Origin of the sequence: Pantoea phosphatilytica (assembly GCF_051025615.1) — a bacterium.
Classification (GTDB): Bacteria; Pseudomonadota; Gammaproteobacteria; order Enterobacterales; family Enterobacteriaceae; genus Pantoea.
This window is the reverse complement of sequence record NZ_JBPFDF010000002.1, coordinates 450,065-467,726: the sequence shown is the minus strand read 5'-3', so window position 1 is coordinate 467,726 and position 17,662 is coordinate 450,065. Positions and strand designations below refer to the sequence as shown.

Here is a 17,662-nt window from a genome sequence, read left to right as displayed (position 1 = left end):
AGCCTTTTACACCGACAGGCGCGGCGGTTCATCCGGCCAGTGCTCGCGGCAGCAGGCAATCCACGCCTGCGCACTGCGCGACAGATAGCTCCCCTCCCGCCAGATCAATCCCAGGCTCCACTTCAGTTCCGATTCCAGCGGCAGCCACAGCAGAGACTGTTTGTCCAGGCGCTGACAGATCGGCTCCGGCAGAATCGCCAGCCCCATCCCGGCCTGCACCATCGCCGCCAGAAAATCCCACTGTCCGCTGCGCACCGCCACCGTCGGCGTCAGGCTGAGCCGCTGAAAGGCCTGCATCAGCTGACGGTTCAGCGAGAACTCTTCGTTGAAAATCAGCAGCGGATGCTGTGCGAGTTCGGTCAGACTCATCTGCTGACGGCCGAGCCACCCGGGATGGCGCGGCAGCAGCGCACAGAGCGGATGATGCATCAGCGGCAGGGTGTTCAGCGGCAGCCCGGCGTCCACCGGCAGGGCGGTCAGGGCGATATCGAGGCTGCCCGCCAGCACTGCCTGCTGTACCGTCAGACCGCCAAACTCAGAGATCTTCAGCTTCACGCCGGGATAGCGGCGGCGAAAGGCGGATATCGAACCGGCTATCTGCATACCGACCATCGGCGGAATACCGAGCCGCAGCTCGCCGGTTTTGAGCTGGTTGATGTCACCGATCTCCGCCTCCAGCTGATGAAACTCCTGCAGGATCGCCAGACCACGCTGATAGACCGCCTCGCCGCTGTCGGTGAGGTGCAGACGGCGGCCATCGCGCAGGATCAGCGTGCAGCCCAGCTCCTCCTCCAGCTGACGCAGCATCTTGCTGATGGTCGGCTGGGTCACGAACAGTTTCTGCGCCGCCCGGGTAAAGCTCTGCTGGCGGACGACCTCAGTAAAGTAACGCAGGGCGCGGACATCCATAACTATTCCTTTCAGGCATGATTGCGATAATTTTAATTCATTTTTTTCACCTTCTGTGGGCGTTTTATACTGGTGCAGTCAATTTATTCGGGGAGAGAGGAAGATGGCGTCCGTGCTGGTTTCACGCAGTCACCGCGCAGCGCAGTGGTTCAGTCTGCCGCTGCAGCTGGGGTTCTATATCGGCCTCTATATCGCCTGCGACCGGCTGGTAAGCTGGCTGCATCTGCCGCTGCCCGCCAACATTGTCGGGATGCTGCTGATGCTGGCGTTAATCGTAACGCGGATTGTGCCGCTGAACTGGGTAAAAGCGGGATCGCGCTGGCTGCTGGCAGAGATGCTGCTGTTCTTTGTTCCGGCGGTGGTGGCCGTGGTCAACTATGGCGATCTGCTGCGGGTGGATGGCTGGCGCATCTGCGTGGTAATTGGTGTCAGTACGCTGCTGGTGCTGGCCTCGACGGCCTGGGTCGTGGAGAGGCTTTATCAGTATGAAGTCGCGCGTGCCGCGCGTAAGCAGGCACCCGATGCGTGATCTCCTGCTCAGCCTGCTGTGTGTGGCGGTCACGCTGCTGGTTTATGCGCTGAATAAACGGCTCTATCGACGCTGGCGGACAATGCTGCTGATGCCGCTGGTGATGACGCCCCTGGTGCTGGTGGCGCTGCTGCTGCTGACGCACATCAGCTGGCAGGATTACATCGCAGAAAACCACTGGCTGCTCTGGCTGCTCGGCCCGGCCACGCTGGCCTTTGCGGTGCCGGTCTATGAGAACGTGGCGATCATCCGACGCCACTGGCTGTCGCTGAGCGCGGGGGTCATCACCGCCACGCTGGTCGCCGTCTGCAGTTCCGTCTGGCTGGCGCGGCTGCTCACCCTGCCGGAGTCGATCCAGCGCAGTCTGGCCGTGCGCTCTATTACCACCCCCTTTGCGCTGGCGGCGGCAGGCCCGATTGGCGGTCAGCCCGATCTGGTGGCGCTGTTTGTGGTGATCACCGGCGTGTTTGGTATGGCGGTGGGGGATGTGCTGTTTCTGCGGATCGCGATTAAACAGGGGGTCGCGAAAGGCGCCGGATTCGGCGCGGCGTCGCACGGAGCCGGAACCGCACGCGCCTGGCAGCTGGGCCAGCAGGAGGGCGTCGTCGCCAGCCTGGTGATGATGCTGTCGGGCGTATTCACCGTGGTGATGGCACCCCTGATTGGCCACCTGATGTGGGCAATATAGTCTACACTCCGTTGCGCGGGTGATGACATGCAGGCAGAAAGGGACACGGTTTTTTACGTAAAGTTTTCGCTATTTTGTTGTCACCCCATTTCAGGCTGTTAACCTTGCGGCCGAATTAATTGTCATGGAGTGGAATCATGTTTAAGCAATTTGTTGCCGGGAGCGCCTTCGGGCTGGTTTTACTGAGCGGTGCAGCTCAGGCGATTGAAGGCAGTGTGGACGTCAGCGAACACAACACCAATCTGAATCTGGGTCTGGGCACCACGACCCCTGGCCTGTTTCTGAAGGGTAACTGGCTGCGCAGCGACCATGATGGCAGCACCTACGGCGCCGGTCTGGGCTACAACGTTGACTTCGGACCTCTGCGTCTGGCGCCGACCGCAAAAGCGATCTTCACCCATCCTGAAGATGGAAAAGATGGATTTGCGGTGGCGCTGGGTGGCGCTGCGAACTACAGCTTCAACAGCATGTGGGGCGTGTATGGCGAATATTATTACGCACCGGAGTCGCTTACCGATCACCTCGACAGCTATCAGGAAGCCGCTGGCGGCCTGAGCTTTACGCCGGTTTCTCTGCTGAACCTGCGCGTGGGTTATCAGTACATCGAACTGAACAACAAAGGCGGACGCAAAGATAACGTGCTGGTCGATGGCCCGTACGTGGGTGCCTCACTGCGCTTCTGATCCCGTGGCATGAAAAGAAAAGGGCGACTGTTATCAGCCGCCCTTTTTTTGTGCCACCACAAAATCAGTGGGCTTTACCCTGCTGAATGCCGGTGCCGGTCTGTGAACGAATAAACTGCGCCCGGAAACGGGAACGCTCCTCTGCGCCCTGCGGCGTATGGTCGGTAACAGAGAAGATCCAGATGCCGATAAATGCCACGGCCATGGAGAAGAGCGCCGGATACTCATACGGGAAAACCGGCGTGGCGTTACCCAGTACCTGCACCCATACGGTCGGGCCAAGGATCATCAGGATCACGGCAGTCAGCAGGCCCAGCCAGCCGCCCACCATCGCACCGCGCGTGGTGAGTTTCGACCAGTACATCGACAGCAGAATGATCGGGAAGTTACAGCTGGCCGCAATCGAGAAGGCCAGCCCGACCATAAAGGCGATGTTCTGCTTCTCGAACAGGATGCCCAGCGCAATCGCCACCACACCCAGCGCCAGCACGGTGATTTTGGAGACCCGCAGCTCATCTTTCTCGCTGGCCTGGCCTTTACGGTAGACGCTGGCGTAGAGGTCGTGTGACACCGCCGAGGCGCCCGCCAGGGTCAGGCCCGCCACCACCGCCAGGATCGTGGCGAAGGCAACCGCAGAGATAAAGCCCAGGAAGGTGCTGCCCCCAACGGCGTTCGCCAGGTGGACCGCCGCCATGTTGGTGCCGCCAATCAGCGCGCCGCTGGCATCTTTAAAGATCGGATTCGCGCCGACCAGCAGAATGGCACCAAAGCCGATGATAAAGGTGAGGAAGTAGAAATACCCCATAAAGCCGGTGGCCCAGAAGACGCTTTTACGCGCCTCTTTGGCATCCGCCACGGTGAAGAAACGCATCAGGATATGCGGTAATCCGGCCGTACCGAACATCAGCCCCAGCCCCAGCGACAGCGCCGAAATCGGATCTTTCACCAGTCCGCCCGGCTGCATAATGGCGCTGCCTTTGGGATGAACCGCCATCGCCTCGGTGAACAGCGTATTGAAGCTGAAACCGGTCGCCTTCATTACCATCACCGCCATAAAGGTGGCACCAAACAGCAGCAGCACCGCCTTGATGATCTGCACCCAGGTGGTGGCGAGCATGCCGCCAAACAGGACATACATCACCATCAGAATGCCGACCAGCACCACCGCCACATGGTAGTTAAGGCCAAACAGCAGCTGGATGAGCTTACCGGCGCCCACCATCTGCGCAATCAGGTAGAGCGCCACCACCACCAGCGATCCGCAGGCCGACAGGATACGGATCGGCATCTGCTTCAGGCGGTAGGAGGCGACGTCGGCAAAGGTATAGCGACCCAGGTTGCGCAGCCGCTCGGCGATTAAAAACAGAATCATCGGCCAGCCGACCAGGAAGCCGAGCGAGTAGATGAGGCCGTCATAGCCGGAGGTGTAGACCAGCGCCGAAATGCCCAGGAACGAGGCGGCGGACATAAAGTCACCCGCCATCGCCAGGCCATTCTGAAAGCCGGTGATATTGCCGCCGGCGGTGTAGTAGTCGTTACGCGATCGGGTGCGCCGGGAGGCCCAGTAGGTAATGCCCAGCGTGGCACCGACGAAAACCATAAACATGATGATCGCCTGATAGTTGGTCGCCTGACGCTGCACCGCGCCGGTGATCGCATCGGCCGCCAGGGCAGAAAACGGCAGCAGCATGGCCAGCAGCCATAAGGTGAGACGGGTCATGATTTCACCTCGCTGAGGATCGCTTTGGTTAAACGGTCAAACTCACCGTTGGCGCGCCAGACATAGACGCCGGTCAGGACAAACGACATCACGATCAGCCCGACACCAATCGGGATACCGCGCGTGACGCTGGTGCCGGCGTGCAGTGGCGTACCCAGCCAGCCGGGTGCAAAGGCAATCAGCAGGATAAAGCCGACATACAGTACCAGCATAATCAGCGACAGCAGCGTGGCGAACGCCTGACGTTTACGGACTAACTCATGAAAACGGGGATTGCGTTCAATCTGCTGATTGATGGCATCCTGATTCGAAAGGGCGTCATTCATCACATTTTCTCCAGAGGGCTTGCAGGCAGGAACCTCGCGCAGGGCGCGGATTCAGCTGGTTATAGTAGTTGTGACTCGCGAAACAGACTGCGTGGGGCGGGGGTGGCGGGAAGCGATCTTCCCGCCGGATTGCGTGCGCTTAAGGCATTTTAATCGACTGCTTCTCCTCAAGCAGTTTCTCCACCACGCCAGGGTCGGCGAGGGTCGAGGTATCACCCAGATTACTGGTGTCGCCGGTGGCGATCTTGCGCAGAATACGGCGCATGATTTTGCCCGAGCGGGTCTTCGGCAGAGAGTCGGTCCAGTGCAGCACGTCCGGTGTGGCGATGGGGCCGATCTCTTTGCGCACCCACTGCCGCACGTCGCTGTAGAGCTCCGGCGACGGCTCTTCACCGTGGTTCAGGGTAATGTAGGCATAAATCGCCTGGCCTTTGATGCTGTGCGGGATCCCGACGACCGCCGCTTCGGCAATTTTCGGATGGGAAACCAGCGCCGACTCGATCTCGGCGGTGCCAAGCCGGTGACCCGAGACGTTGAGTACGTCATCGACGCGTCCGGTGATCCAGTAGTAGCCATCTTCATCGCGACGGGCGCCGTCACCACTGAAGTAGACGTTTTTAAAGGTGGAGAAGTAGGTCTGCTCGAAGCGGTCGTGATCGCCATAGAGCGTACGCGCCTGGCCGGGCCAGGAGTCCGTGATCACCAGATTGCCCTCGCAGGCACCCTCCTGCGGCTGGCCTTCGTTGTCCACCAGTGCCGGTTGCACGCCAAAGAAAGGACGGGTAGCGGAACCGGCTTTCAGCTCGGTTGCCCCTGGCAGCGGCGTGATCATGAAACCGCCGGTTTCGGTCTGCCACCACGTATCCACGATCGGGCAGCGGCTGTTGCCGATTTTCTTGTAGTACCACTCCCAGGCTTCCGGGTTAATCGGCTCGCCGACCGATCCCATAATGCGCAGGCTGCTGCGGTCGGTGCCTTCAATCGCCTTGTCACCCTCGGCCATCAGCGCACGGATTGCCGTCGGCGCAGTGTAGAGCAGGGTAACTTTATGCTTGTCGACCACCTCGGCCATGCGGCTTGGCGCTGGCCAGTTCGGCACCCCTTCAAACATCAGCGTGGTCGCCCCGCAGGCCAGCGGGCCATAGACCAGATAGCTGTGGCCCGTGACCCAGCCTACATCGGCGGTGCACCAGTAGATATCATCCTGATGGTAGTCAAAGACGAACTTGAAGGTGGTCGCGGCGTAGACCAGATAGCCGCCCGTGGTGTGCAGCACCCCTTTGGGCTTGCCGGTGGAGCCTGACGTATAAAGGATAAAGAGAGGATCTTCCGCGCCGACTTCGGCGGCAGAATGGTTGGTGCTGGCGTTCTGCATCAGGTCGTGCCACCAGCGATCGCGGCCTTCCACCCAGCCGATATCTTTACCGGTGCGCTGGAACACCACGACGTTTTTCACGCTGGTAACGTGAGGATTCTTTAAGGCGTCATCGACATTTTTCTTCAGTGGAATGCTGCGTCCGGCGCGGATCCCTTCGTCGGCGGTGATGACCAGCGACGCACTGGAGTCGACGATACGCCCGGCAACCGCCTCCGGTGAAAAGCCGCCGAAGATGACCGAATGAACGGCACCGATACGCGCACAGGCGAGCATGGCGACAGCCGCTTCGGGCACCATCGGCATATAGATCGCCACCACATCGCCTTTTTTCACCTCCAGCAGCTCCAGCACATTGGCGAAGCGACAGACTTCGGCGTGTAGCTGGCGGAAGGTCAGAGTTTTGCTTTCGCTGGCGTCGTCACCTTCCCAGATAATGGCGGGATGATCGCCGCGTGTGGCGAGATGACGGTCAAGGCAGTTTGCCGCCAGGTTGAGCGTGCCATCTTCGTACCAGCGAATATCAATGTTACCTGGCGCAAACGAGCAATTTTTCACCTTGCTGTAAGGCTTAATCCAGTCGAGGATTTTGCCCTGTTCACCCCAGAAACTGTCTGGATCATCGACAGATTGCTGATACATCGCCTGATACTGCTCTGCGGTAATCAGGGTGTTTGCTGCAATATTCTCTGGAACGGGATGTTTGTGTATTTGGCTCATGGCGGATCTCCTTGAAGATGTTAATGATATGTCAATCAATGGTTAATTAAAGCCCGCCCATAAGCTTTGTTTCTTTTTTGCGCCACAGATCACGGGATAAACCGCCTGCCAGGAAGTGTGAAGCCATTCTGATATTTCCGGTTAACTCTCTGGCGGCGATAGGGAATTAAGAAAGGGTGTCAGACGGGAATGCACTGGATAAAAAGCAAGCAAACGCGCCAGCCGCGTTTTTAACCCACTCTGCATAGCTATGCGGAAATTCATCTAAGTATTACTTTTCATAACAGCAGGTTAGGGATTTTTACTTCTGGCAGCACTTTATGCTACTTAGGTGGCTAACTTTTAATCGGATCCGCCAGGGGTTGCATTTACCACAGTGAAAATGGTACTTATCTCGCCCCTGTTCTGCAGGTATCAACTCAGACAGCGTCTGAATATGGGTATGAGAATCATCAGATTTTCATACGGGGCGCTGTTTCAAGACACCCTCTAATTTACCGGGCTTTTTGCTCACTCCCTGTGTGTATTGTCTTCTGCACCTTCGCAGTAGAGAAAAACGGGTTTTGACTGAGGAAATTACGCGTTATGAAAGGTTTTAAAATCAGCCTGGCCTGGCAGATTCTGACAGCCCTGGTGCTTGGCATCATCGTGGGTGCTGTGTTGCATAATCAGCCAGACAATCGTGAATGGTTAGTCACCAACATTCTCAGTCCTGCGGGCGATATTTTTATTCATCTTATCAAGATGATTGTGGTACCGATTGTGATCTCATCCCTGATTGTCGGCATCGCTGGCGTCGGTGATGCAAAGAAGCTGGGACGCATCGGCGTCAAAACGATTCTCTACTTTGAAGTGATCACCACCATTGCCATTGTGGTCGGTATTACGCTGGCCAACGTATTTCAACCCGGCACCGGCATCGATATGTCAACGCTGGCAACGGTGGACATCTCTAAATATGAAGCGACAACGGCAGAAGTCCAGGGTGGCCCGCACAGCCTGGTGACCACGATTCTGTCGCTGATCCCGCAGAACATCTTCGCTTCCATGGCGAAGGGCGACATGCTGCCGATTATCTTTTTCTCGGTGCTGTTTGGCTTAGGCCTGTCGTCACTGCCGTCAGCGCAGCGCGATCCGCTGGTGAACCTGTTCCGTGGCGTTTCTGAAGCGATGTTTAAAGTGACCCACATGATCATGCGTTATGCGCCGGTAGGGGTGTTTGCGCTGATTGCGGTGACTATCGCGAACTTTGGCTTCGCCTCGCTGTGGCCACTGGCGAAGCTGGTGCTGCTGGTTTACGCGGCGATCCTCTTCTTCGCCTTTGTGGTGCTGGGCGGCGTTGCGCGCTTCTGTAAGCTGCGGATCACCACGCTGATGCGTATCCTGAAAGATGAGCTGATCCTCTCTTACTCGACCTCCAGTTCAGAAACCGTGTTACCGCGTATCATGGAGAAGATGGAAGCCTACGGCGCGCCGAAAGCGATTACCAGCTTCGTGGTGCCGACCGGTTACTCGTTTAACCTGGATGGATCGACGCTCTATCAGAGTATCGCGGCGATCTTTATTGCGCAGCTCTATGGCATCGACCTGTCGCTGACCGACGAGATCGTGCTGGTACTGACGCTGATGGTGACCTCAAAAGGGATCGCTGGCGTGCCGGGCGTCTCGTTCGTGGTGCTGCTGGCGACGCTGGGCAGCGTCGGCATTCCGCTGGAAGGTCTGGCGTTTATCGCCGGTGTTGACCGTATCATGGATATGGCGCGTACCGCGCTGAACGTGGTCGGTAACGCGCTGGCGGTGCTGGTGATTGCCCGCTGGGAAAACCAGTTCGACGCTGAACAGGCGAAACAGTATGAGCTGCAGTTGCGGACACAGACCGCAGACTGATCAGGGTTCTGACACAGACAAGGGCTCAACGAAAGTTGGGCCCTTTTGTTTTGCGGGCTTTTGCGGGCGCCTGGGTCATCCCTGCCAGAGACCCTGTCAGCAGCCACAGAGCAACCTGCAGCCAGAGAAGGGCCATCTGAAAAGGAAAGCGTCCCACGCAGGCCTGGCATCATGGATGACGTATTCAGCCTGACGATCGGGTGAACCGTTTCTGACCGGTTCCGAATGTCCGGCCACGCCACTGCCCGGCAAATCACAGCCTCCAGTCCCGCGTGTCGGGCAGCCTGCGTAAACGCACCGCGGGTCAGCCCGGCCTCTGCAACATGACTTACCCCGCATCCATTAAAAAAAGATCTCACCCAATGAATTAATAATTCGCTATGATAGCTTTTATATCGAATAATTTATTCCTTAGCGGAGCCCGCCATGAAACTCGACCTCAGCCAGATGATCACCGAAGGCCGCAATCCGGCCAGCCAGAACATTGATGAACTCTCTACGGAAGCGATGCTGCGCGTCATTAATGACGAGGACAAAAAGGTGGCACTGGCGGTTGAGGCCATTGTGCCGCAGATCGCGGCAGCCGTTGACGCCATCTGCGCGGCGTTTCAGGCCGGTGGACGCCTGATCTACGCTGGCGCGGGCACCTCCGGGCGACTGGGCATACTGGATGCAAGCGAATGCCCGCCCACTTTTGGCACCCCGCGCGAACAGGTGATCGGCCTGATTGCGGGAGGGCACACTGCCATCCTGCAGGCGGTCGAAAACGCCGAGGATAACCGGGAGCAGGGCGCACAGGACCTGAAAGATATTCACTTCAGCCGCGACGATGTGCTGGTGGGGATCGCCGCCAGCGGCCGTACCCCTTACGTGCTGGGGGCGCTGGCCTGGGCGAACGAACTCGGTGCCACCACCGTGGCGCTCACCTGCAATCCGGGCAGCGCGATGTCACAGGTTGCCGCGATTGCGCTTACGCCGGTCGTCGGCCCGGAAGTGGTCACCGGCTCGTCACGCATGAAAGCGGGCACGGCGCAGAAACTGGTGCTCAACATGCTCACCACCGGATCGATGATCCGCAGCGGAAAAGTGTATGGCAACCTGATGGTAGATGTGGAGGCGACTAACCAGAAGCTGGTGCAGCGCCAGGTCAATATCGTCATGCAGGCGACAGACTGCGATGACGCCACCGCCCGCACCGCGCTCTCCGCCTGCGGCGGTCACTGCAAAACCGCCATTCTGATGGTGCTGGCCGATCTGGATGCCGATACCGCGAAAACGCTGCTGAGCCAGCATCAGGGCTTTATCCGTCAGGCGCTGCAGGCGGCGGGAGCACACTGATGGCCACAATCACCGAAGCACTGTTGCGTGAGATCCTGCAGGCGGTCGGTGGCGCGCAGAATATCGCGGCCTGTGGTCACTGCATGACGCGGCTCCGGCTCACGCTTAACCAGCCGGAGCAGGCGGATGTGAAGTGGTTAAAAAGCCTGCCCGGCGTGCTGGGCGTTATCGACAGCGATGCCCAGTTACAGATCGTTGTCGGCCCCGGTAAGGCGCAGACCGCCGCTGAGGGAATGCAGAGTCTGCTGGCGCAGGATGACACCGCCCGGCCACCGCAGGATGATGCGATGGAACTCAGCCAGCTGGCGGCGCAGAAAAAGCAGCAGATGAAGGCGAAGCAGACCCGCGGCGTGCATCAGTTTCTGTCACGTTTTGCGACCATCTTCACGCCGCTGATCCCCGGCTTTATTGGTGCCGGACTGCTGCTGGGTTTTGCCACGCTGATTGAACAGAGTCTCCATCTTAATGCGCCCGGCGATCATGCGCCCTGGCTGCTGCACACCGTGGCCTACATGAAGGTCTTTGGCAAAGGGCTGTTCACCTTTCTCAGCATCCTGATTGGCTACAACGCACAGAAGGCGTTTGGCGGCAGCGGTGTGAATGGCGCCATTATCGCCTCGCTGTTTGTGCTCGGCTATGTACCAACCCCCACGACCGGCTACTACAGCGGCATGGAAAGCTTTTTCGGCCTGACCATCGACCCGCGCGGCAACATTATCGGCGTGCTGATGGCGGCGATTATCGGTGCGTGGATTGAGAAACAGCTGCGCAGAATCATTCCCGACAACCTCGATATGATCCTCACCTCGCTGTTTACCCTGCTGATCACGGGTGCCATCACCTATCTGCTGATCATGCCGCTGGGTGGCGAACTGTTTAAAGGGATGTCGTGGCTGTTTATCCATCTCAACAGCAACCCCTTTGGCTGTGCGGTGCTGGCCGGGCTGTTCCTGATCGCGGTGATGTTCGGCATCCATCAGGGCTTTATTCCGGTCTACTTTGCGCTGATGGAGACGCAGGGCTTCAACTCACTGTTCCCGATTCTGGCGATGGCCGGTGCAGGGCAGGTCGGCGCCTCGCTGGCCCTGTGGTGCAAAGCCGAAAAGGGGGCGCTGCTGCGGGCGCAGATTAAAGGGGCGATTGTGCCGGGTCTGCTGGGCGTCGGTGAACCGCTGATTTATGGGGTGACGCTGCCGCGCCTTAAGCCCTTTATCACCGCCTGTGGCGGCGGGGCACTGGGCGGTTTCTTCATCGGCCTGGTGGCGTGGCTGGGCCTGCCGGTCGGGATGAACACCGTCTTCGGGCCGTCCGGGCTGGTGACGCTGCCGCTGATGACCTCCAGCCAGGGGATCTTCGCCGGTATGGCGGTTTACCTGGCCGGGCTGATCGTGGCGTGGACCGGCGGATTCCTGCTGACCTGGTGGTTTGGCAGCCGGGGTGTCGATCTGAGCTGACTGACGGCCCGAACCCTCCAGCCGGGCTAACCGATAACCTGTCAGTAAAAGTGTGAAAGCCGCTGCAAAGCGGCTTTTTTCGCGGCGGAAATTTAACAAAAACACTAAAGAGAGTCTCAAATGATGCCGAAAACATAAAAAATGGTAATCGTTATCTCTCAGCCCGCCGTTTACACGCAGGCTCTCCGGCTGTCGCGTGCAAACGCCGGGTTTTTAAGGACCCGTAATGCGTAACAATCAACCTGTCTCTCAGCATGAATATCTGTTCGACGATCATGCGACCCTGATGTCGACCACCGATCTCAATAGCTATATCACCTACGCAAATGATGCCTTTATCGACGTGAGTGGATTCACTGCCGACGAGATCAATGGCCAGCCGCATAACCTCGTCCGTCATCCCGATATGCCGCCAGAAGCCTTTGCCGACATGTGGGCGACGTTAAAACAGGGCGAACCCTGGACCGCGCTGGTCAAAAACCGCCGTAAAAATGGCGATCACTACTGGGTAAGAGCGAACGCCATTCCGGTGGTGCGTGACGGCAAAGTGCAGGGCTACATGTCAGTGCGGACCAAACCGACGGCAGAAGAGGTGCGGCAGAGCGAAGCGCTCTATCAGGATTTCCGCGAGGGGCGTGCCAGAGGACGACGTTTTTACAAGGGTCTGCTGGTTCACAGCGGCTGGCGTCGTCCCTTCTCGCTTCTGAAGACGCTGCCCCTGCGCTGGCGGATCCGCAGCACCCTGCTGATGATACTCCCGCTCTCCATCGCCGGCGTCTGGGCGCTGAGTGTCTCCTCTGGGGCGCTGGCTGGCTTTAGCGCGGGCATGGCGGGTCTGCTTCTGCTCAGTAGCCTGTGGCTGGAACAGCAGATTTCGCGCCCTGTCGAACGGATGTGTCAGCAGGCGCTGAGCGTTGCGACCGGGGCGAATCACAAAGTAGAACAGATGGATCGGGTGGATGAGATCGGTGTGACGCTGCGCGCTATCGGCCAGCTCGGTCTGATGTTCCGCTGGCTGGTGGATGATGTCAGCGGTCAGGCGATCACAGTATTAAGCGCCAGCGACGCCATCGCCCGCAGCAACAGCGAGCTGAGCCGCCGGACCGAGCAGGCCGCTGCCAATGTGCAGCAGACGGCAGCCACCATGAACGAAATGACCGCCACGGTGAAGAGCAACACCGAAACGGCCAACGAAGTGAATATGCTCTCGGCTGATACCAGCAATGCCGCCATCAAAGGCGGCAGCGTGATGAACGAGATGATGGGCATCATGGGCGAAATCGCGGACAGTTCAAAGCGGATCGCCAACATTACCAGCGTGATCGACGGCATCGCTTTCCAGACCAACATTCTGGCGCTGAATGCCGCTGTCGAAGCCGCCCGGGCAGGCGAGCAGGGCAAAGGGTTTGCGGTGGTGGCGGGTGAAGTGCGCAGCCTTGCACAGCGCAGTGCCAAAGCCGCCAGCGAAATTAAAACGCTGGTGGAAACCAGCGCCAGCCGCGTTCAGTCAGGTAATAACCACGCCAGCACGGCGGGTATGACGATGCAGGATATTGTCTCGCAGGTGCAGAATGTGACCGCGCTGATTGCCCAGATCAGCGCCGCGACGGCGGAACAGGCGACGGCGCTCAGCGAGGTCAGCACCGCAGTAGAAGATCTGGATGACATCACGCATCAGAACGCAGCCCGCGTCGCTGAAAGCGCCGAGGCGTCAGATCGCATGACCCATCAGGCTAACCGTCTGGTGGAAGCGATCAGCGTCTTCCGTTAGCTGCGAAGCGTAAGCTGCCTGGTTAAGACGCCAGCGCCTGCGGGCCTTCACGCCCGGCCCGCAGCGCCCCCGGCGACTGGCCAACAATCCGCTTAAAGGCGCGGCTGAACGCCGCAATCGAGCCGTAGCCGAGATGAAACGCGACGGCCTCCACGGCTTCACCGTTATTCACAATCCGCTGGACCGCCAGCCGCATCCGCAGTTCCGTCAGATAACGCAACGGTGTCATGCCGGTGGCGTTGAGAAACCGCCCGGCAAACACCGAACGCGAACAGCCCGCCACGCTGGCCAGCCGCGCGACCGTCCAGTTTTCGCCGGGATCGCGATGCATGGCGGCTATCGCCTGGCTGAGGCGGGGATCGCGCATCGCCTGCACCAGCCCGGTGGATTCTCCACAGCCGTTCTCCACCCAGCCGCGCACGATCAGGGCGGCGACCACATCGGCCAGACGCGACAGAATACCGGCGAATCCGGCCTGACGGGTGCGGGATTCCCGCTCCATTGCCGCCAGAATCGGCTGAATTTCCGGGTACTGTGACAGCAGGGTGCTCACCAGCATCACATCCGGCATGGTGTTGATCAGCGGCTGCATCCCGCCCAGTTCAAATGCCATGCAGGCGCTGAACAGCAGTACGCTGTGCTCGTCATCGCAGGCCCCTTCCGGCGCGGCGATCGTGCAGACGCTGTCGCAGAGCGGCTTGCTCGCCATGTTCTTAATACACTGGCAGGTTGCCTCTTCGCTGGAGATCAGGCTGTGCGGCTTACCGTGCGGCACCAGCAGCGCATCGCCACTGTTGAGCTGAATCAGCTCGCCAGAGGCACTGCGCACCAGCAGCGAACCGCGTCCGACAAAGTGAAACTGCGCCCGGCCCGGTGCGTAGTCGTAATGCAAACCGAAAGGCGCACTTACCGCGATACGCTGGTAGTTGACGCCATACAGGCGCATGCCCATCAGCAGCTCGCTGGTCAGATCTCCATAGTGGCTCATAGTATTCCAGACGAATTATCAAAAATGAAGGTGTAAGCATCATAGATCGTCCTGGTCCGACACTCTATGCTCACACTCACTTTTTTATTTTCCGGAGAAGCAGCATGAGTCTGACAACCGAAGTGGCTGATGAGGTTTCCTCGCCCGCCCGTCCCGCGTGGGGCGCGGTCTTTGCTATGGCGTTTGGGGTGTTCAGCCTGATTACCGCCGAATTTTTACCCGTCAGCCTGCTGACGCCGATGGCCCATAGCCTGGGCGTCTCAGAAGGGCAGGCGGGGCAGACCGTGACCGTGACTGCGCTGGTGGCGCTCTTTACCAGTCTGGTCATCGGCAGCGTCACGCGGCGTATCGATCGCCGCATCGTAATGCTGGTTTTTTCGCTGCTGCTGATCGCCTCGGCGCTGATGGTGGCCTTTGCGGCTGACCTGACCGTGATCCTGCTGGCGCGGGTGCTGCTCGGGATGGCCATCGGGGGATTCTGGACGCTCTCTACCGCCATCACCATGCGTCTGGTGCCCGGCGACCAGGTGCCGCGTGCGCTCTCGATCGTCTTCAGCGGTATCTCGCTGGCGACGATTATCGCCACCCCGCTGGGCAGCTATCTGGGCGGGCTGGTGGGCTGGCGCAACATCTTTATGCTGACCGCCGGACTGGGCAGCGTGGCGCTGCTGTGGCAGTTCTTTACGCTGCCCGACATGCCTGCGGAGAACAAAGATCGCAACGGCGGGGTGCTGGCGCTGCTGCGGATGGGCGTCATGCGCTGGGGGATGCTTGCGGTCATTATGATGTTTACCGGCCACTTCGCCTTCTTTACCTACCTGCGTCCATTCCTTGAAGGCGTGGCGCAGTTCAACCTCAATCAGCTGTCACTGGCGCTGCTGGCCTTTGGTGTGGCGAACTTCTTTGGCACCTCGCTGGCCGGTTTCCTGGTCACCCGCAGCGTGTCGCTGACGCTGAGCGGGATGGCGCTGCTGATGAGCGTCACCGCGCTGCTGCTGGTCACGTCTGGCGAGGTCAGCTGGATGGTCGGTGCGGGCGTGGCACTCTGGGGAATGGCGTTTGGTTCGATGCCAACCGGCTGGTCAACCTGGATTTCGCGCGCGGTGCCGGACGATGCGGAATCGGGTGGCGGATTACTGGTCGCGACTATTCAGCTGGCGATTACCGCCGGCGCGGCGGCGGGCGGCTGGATGTTCGACCTGCGCGGCGCAGGGGGCGTCTTTGTCGCCAGCGGGGTGCTGATGCTGCTGGCCGCGCTGACCATCTTCACCCGCGTCAGACACCACGGCTGACGCCATAAAGGCAGCGGGAAATGCTGCCTTTTTTATTGTACCTGGATTATTAACCTTCTGAGCGAAAACTGTGCGAAACGTGCTTTTTATGTTCAGTTTTACTGAATGAGTTAAGCAAATCACTCCGCTTTTTACTGACTGACTTCGGGACTATTATATCTATCAACAAGGCAGCACGCCTTACCTGATAAAAATTAACCGAGGAATTGACCATGAAATCTATCAAAACTTTTGCAGCTGTTATCGCGCTCTCTGTCCTGCCATTCGCCAGCTTCGCGCAATCTGTGACCGCCGTCGACTCTACACTGGATGGTGCTGAAGCGAAAATCGCTGCCCAGGCTCAGGATGCTGGTGCTTCATATAAAATCACCGAAGCTTACACCAACAACGGCGTTCACATGACCGCTGAGCTGCTGAAATAAGTTGAGCTTTACCCTCTATGCTGACAGGACGCCTTCGGGCGTCCTGGCTGCGTTGTTCTGCAGCGCGCCCCGCCTCCTTTTCCCACGATAAACGCATTTCTCAGAAATTTTGTGTCAGGCTGCGGATAAACGATGACCGCATCTGACGCTGTATCCGCAGTTGACTGAGGCTTACGCGGCAGCGATCGCCTATGCCGCCATCATATGGAACGCTGGGCTATTTACGTGTTGCCTGATCACTGACGAAAAAAAAGCCACGCTAACGTGGCTTCTTTTTTCACACCCTTCTACAGCTCTTCCGACGCTTCGCGCATCATCTCATCATGCGGTACATCATCCAGGATCTGCTCAAAGCTGCGCAGACGTTTATAGATCGACATCAGCTCAATCAGCGTTGACCAGGAGGTGATCAGATACTGGAATGAGCCGCGCACCTGATCGAAGACGTTAGTGATCTGGTTGAGCAAGCCCAGCGTGATAGTGCCTGCGACAATCGACGGAAACAGCAGGAACAGACCAAACACGTTATCAACCTGCAGATAGAGAATGCGGGTGATATTAAAATAGAGATAGTGGAAGTAGAGGCGGAAGTAGTTTACCCGCACGCGGCTGAACAGCGCCTGCACCGTCGGTGGTCTGGCGCGATCGGCATGATCTTCGCCGTAGACCAGCTCTTTACGGTAAGCCGCTTCCACCCGCTGATTGCGGAACTCCAGCCCCGGCAGTTTGATCCCCACCAGCGCCAGTAGCCCGGTGCCAAATACCGACCAGAGCACCGCAGCGATCACCAGCGCATAAGGAATATTGCCCAGAATCGGGATATCTTTGACGTGACGAGAGAGTGCCACCAGCACCGGTAAAAACGCTACCAGTGTCATTATCGCCTGAATAAACCTGACGCCCCAGTCTTCCAGCGTAGTGGCAAACCGCATGGTGTCTTCCTGCACACGCTGTGCGGCCCCTTCGACATGACGCAGGCGCTGCCAGTTGTGCATATAGTAGTTATTCATGGCGGTACGCCAGCGGAAAACCCAGTGACTGATAAAGAAAGAGTTGAGTACGCCAATCACCACGGCGATTAATGCGATACCAAGAAACGCGATAACCTCACGATAAAAATCAGAAATATTAACCGAGCCCGCTTTGGTCAATGCTTTCTGAATCAGATCATAGAATGGGCCATACCAGGCATTAATCGCCACCCCGACCTGCACACCAAACCAGGTGACAAAGATAATCAGCGCGGAACCCCATACTGACCAGCGCTGCCACGGGTGCGGATCGATAATCCGCCAGGCCACGGCGAATAGCGTGACCATAATCCAGTAGTAGAGATAGAACCAGAGCTGGCTGGCGGCGATAAAACGTGCGGCCGTGGTCGGCAGCGGCGTTTTGATCGCGGCTTCAAATGTGGGCCAGTTGCCGGGCAAATCGCTGGCAAAGCCAAACCAGGCAAAAATCGCAATTAAGCTCCAGACAGCCGCAGAGCTGAAAAACAGCGCTGGCCGTGGAAAAAAAGACTTAAACATAGGGACTCCGCTGTTGTGTGTTGCCTGTTAT

Annotated in this window: 15 protein-coding genes; 9 read left to right on the top strand and 6 right to left on the bottom strand. The window is 58.5% G+C overall.

Annotated features, from left to right (window positions below; translation table 11 throughout):
- Window positions 1-6: 6 nt before the first annotated feature.
- Complete coding sequence (locus tag ACR6AS_RS12405) at window positions 7-909, bottom strand: LysR family transcriptional regulator (RefSeq protein WP_434162339.1); 903 nt, start codon at window positions 907-909, stop codon at window positions 7-9.
- Between the two features lie 103 nt (window positions 910-1,012).
- Here ACR6AS_RS12405 and ACR6AS_RS12400 point away from each other — a divergent pair, with 103 nt between their 5' ends.
- The 3 genes from ACR6AS_RS12400 (at window position 1,013) to ACR6AS_RS12390 (ending at window position 2,809) form a co-directional block, all read left to right on the top strand.
- Complete coding sequence (locus ACR6AS_RS12400) at window positions 1,013-1,438, top strand: CidA/LrgA family protein (RefSeq protein WP_111140222.1); 426 nt, start codon at window positions 1,013-1,015, stop codon at window positions 1,436-1,438.
- Entirely contained in the window at window positions 1,431-2,126 is a 696-nt protein-coding gene (locus ACR6AS_RS12395; RefSeq protein WP_111140223.1) for an LrgB family protein, read from the top strand. Before ACR6AS_RS12400 ends, ACR6AS_RS12395 begins: the two co-directional genes overlap by 8 nt.
- A 137-nt stretch (window positions 2,127-2,263) precedes the next feature.
- Window positions 2,264-2,809 (top strand): YfaZ family outer membrane protein, encoded by a 546-nt coding sequence (locus tag ACR6AS_RS12390; protein WP_111140224.1) that lies wholly within the window; start codon window positions 2,264-2,266, stop codon window positions 2,807-2,809.
- A gap of 64 nt (window positions 2,810-2,873) precedes the next feature.
- On the opposite strand, the gene ACR6AS_RS12385 is transcribed toward ACR6AS_RS12390, so the two are convergent.
- The 3 genes from ACR6AS_RS12385 to acs form a co-directional block, all read right to left on the bottom strand.
- Window positions 2,874-4,529, bottom strand: coding sequence for a cation acetate symporter (locus ACR6AS_RS12385; RefSeq protein WP_111140225.1), 1,656 nt, complete (start codon window positions 4,527-4,529; stop codon window positions 2,874-2,876).
- The gene (locus ACR6AS_RS12380; RefSeq protein WP_111140226.1) at window positions 4,526-4,855 is read right to left on the bottom strand and encodes a DUF485 domain-containing protein; all 330 of its coding nucleotides are present in this window, start codon (window positions 4,853-4,855) and stop codon (window positions 4,526-4,528) included. The genes ACR6AS_RS12385 and ACR6AS_RS12380 overlap by 4 nt, the downstream gene beginning before the upstream one ends.
- Window positions 4,856-4,994: 139 nt before the next feature.
- Entirely contained in the window at window positions 4,995-6,950 is a 1,956-nt protein-coding gene (acs, locus tag ACR6AS_RS12375; protein ID WP_293774275.1) for an acetate--CoA ligase, read from the bottom strand.
- Window positions 6,951-7,535: 585 nt separating this feature from the next.
- On the opposite strand from acs, the gene gltP reads away from it, so the two are divergent.
- The 4 genes from gltP (at window position 7,536) to ACR6AS_RS12355 (ending at window position 13,400) form a co-directional block, all read left to right on the top strand.
- Window positions 7,536-8,837 carry a glutamate/aspartate:proton symporter GltP gene (gene gltP / locus ACR6AS_RS12370; protein ID WP_111141280.1) on the top strand — a complete coding sequence of 434 codons (1,302 nt, stop codon included), beginning with the start codon at window positions 7,536-7,538 and terminating at the stop codon, window positions 8,835-8,837.
- Between the two features lie 426 nt (window positions 8,838-9,263).
- Window positions 9,264-10,175 (top strand): N-acetylmuramic acid 6-phosphate etherase, encoded by a 912-nt coding sequence (murQ, locus tag ACR6AS_RS12365; protein ID WP_434162333.1) that lies wholly within the window; start codon window positions 9,264-9,266, stop codon window positions 10,173-10,175.
- The gene (gene murP, locus ACR6AS_RS12360; protein WP_434162332.1) at window positions 10,175-11,629 is read left to right on the top strand and encodes a PTS N-acetylmuramic acid transporter subunit IIBC; all 1,455 of its coding nucleotides are present in this window, start codon (window positions 10,175-10,177) and stop codon (window positions 11,627-11,629) included. Before murQ ends, murP begins: the two co-directional genes overlap by 1 nt.
- Before the next feature lie 226 nt (window positions 11,630-11,855).
- Window positions 11,856-13,400, top strand: a complete 1,545-nt coding sequence (locus ACR6AS_RS12355; RefSeq protein ID WP_434162330.1) for a methyl-accepting chemotaxis protein — start codon at window positions 11,856-11,858, stop codon at window positions 13,398-13,400.
- Between the two features lie 22 nt (window positions 13,401-13,422).
- Here the strand turns inward: ACR6AS_RS12355 and ACR6AS_RS12350 are convergent, their stop codons facing one another.
- Window positions 13,423-14,388, bottom strand: coding sequence for an AraC family transcriptional regulator (locus tag ACR6AS_RS12350; RefSeq protein ID WP_111141276.1), 966 nt, complete (start codon window positions 14,386-14,388; stop codon window positions 13,423-13,425).
- Window positions 14,389-14,492: 104 nt separating this feature from the next.
- Here ACR6AS_RS12350 and ACR6AS_RS12345 point away from each other — a divergent pair, with 104 nt between their 5' ends.
- Window positions 14,493-15,680, top strand: a complete 1,188-nt coding sequence (locus ACR6AS_RS12345) for an MFS transporter (RefSeq protein WP_111141275.1) — start codon at window positions 14,493-14,495, stop codon at window positions 15,678-15,680.
- Window positions 15,681-15,892: 212 nt separating this feature from the next.
- Window positions 15,893-16,102, top strand: coding sequence for a YdgH/BhsA/McbA family protein (locus tag ACR6AS_RS12340; RefSeq protein ID WP_003855705.1), 210 nt, complete (start codon window positions 15,893-15,895; stop codon window positions 16,100-16,102).
- 287 nt (window positions 16,103-16,389) lie between these two features.
- On the opposite strand, the gene sbmA is transcribed toward ACR6AS_RS12340, so the two are convergent.
- Window positions 16,390-17,631 carry a peptide antibiotic transporter SbmA gene (sbmA, locus tag ACR6AS_RS12335; protein WP_288360250.1) on the bottom strand — a complete coding sequence of 414 codons (1,242 nt, stop codon included), beginning with the start codon at window positions 17,629-17,631 and terminating at the stop codon, window positions 16,390-16,392.
- Window positions 17,632-17,662: the final 31 nt, after the last annotated feature.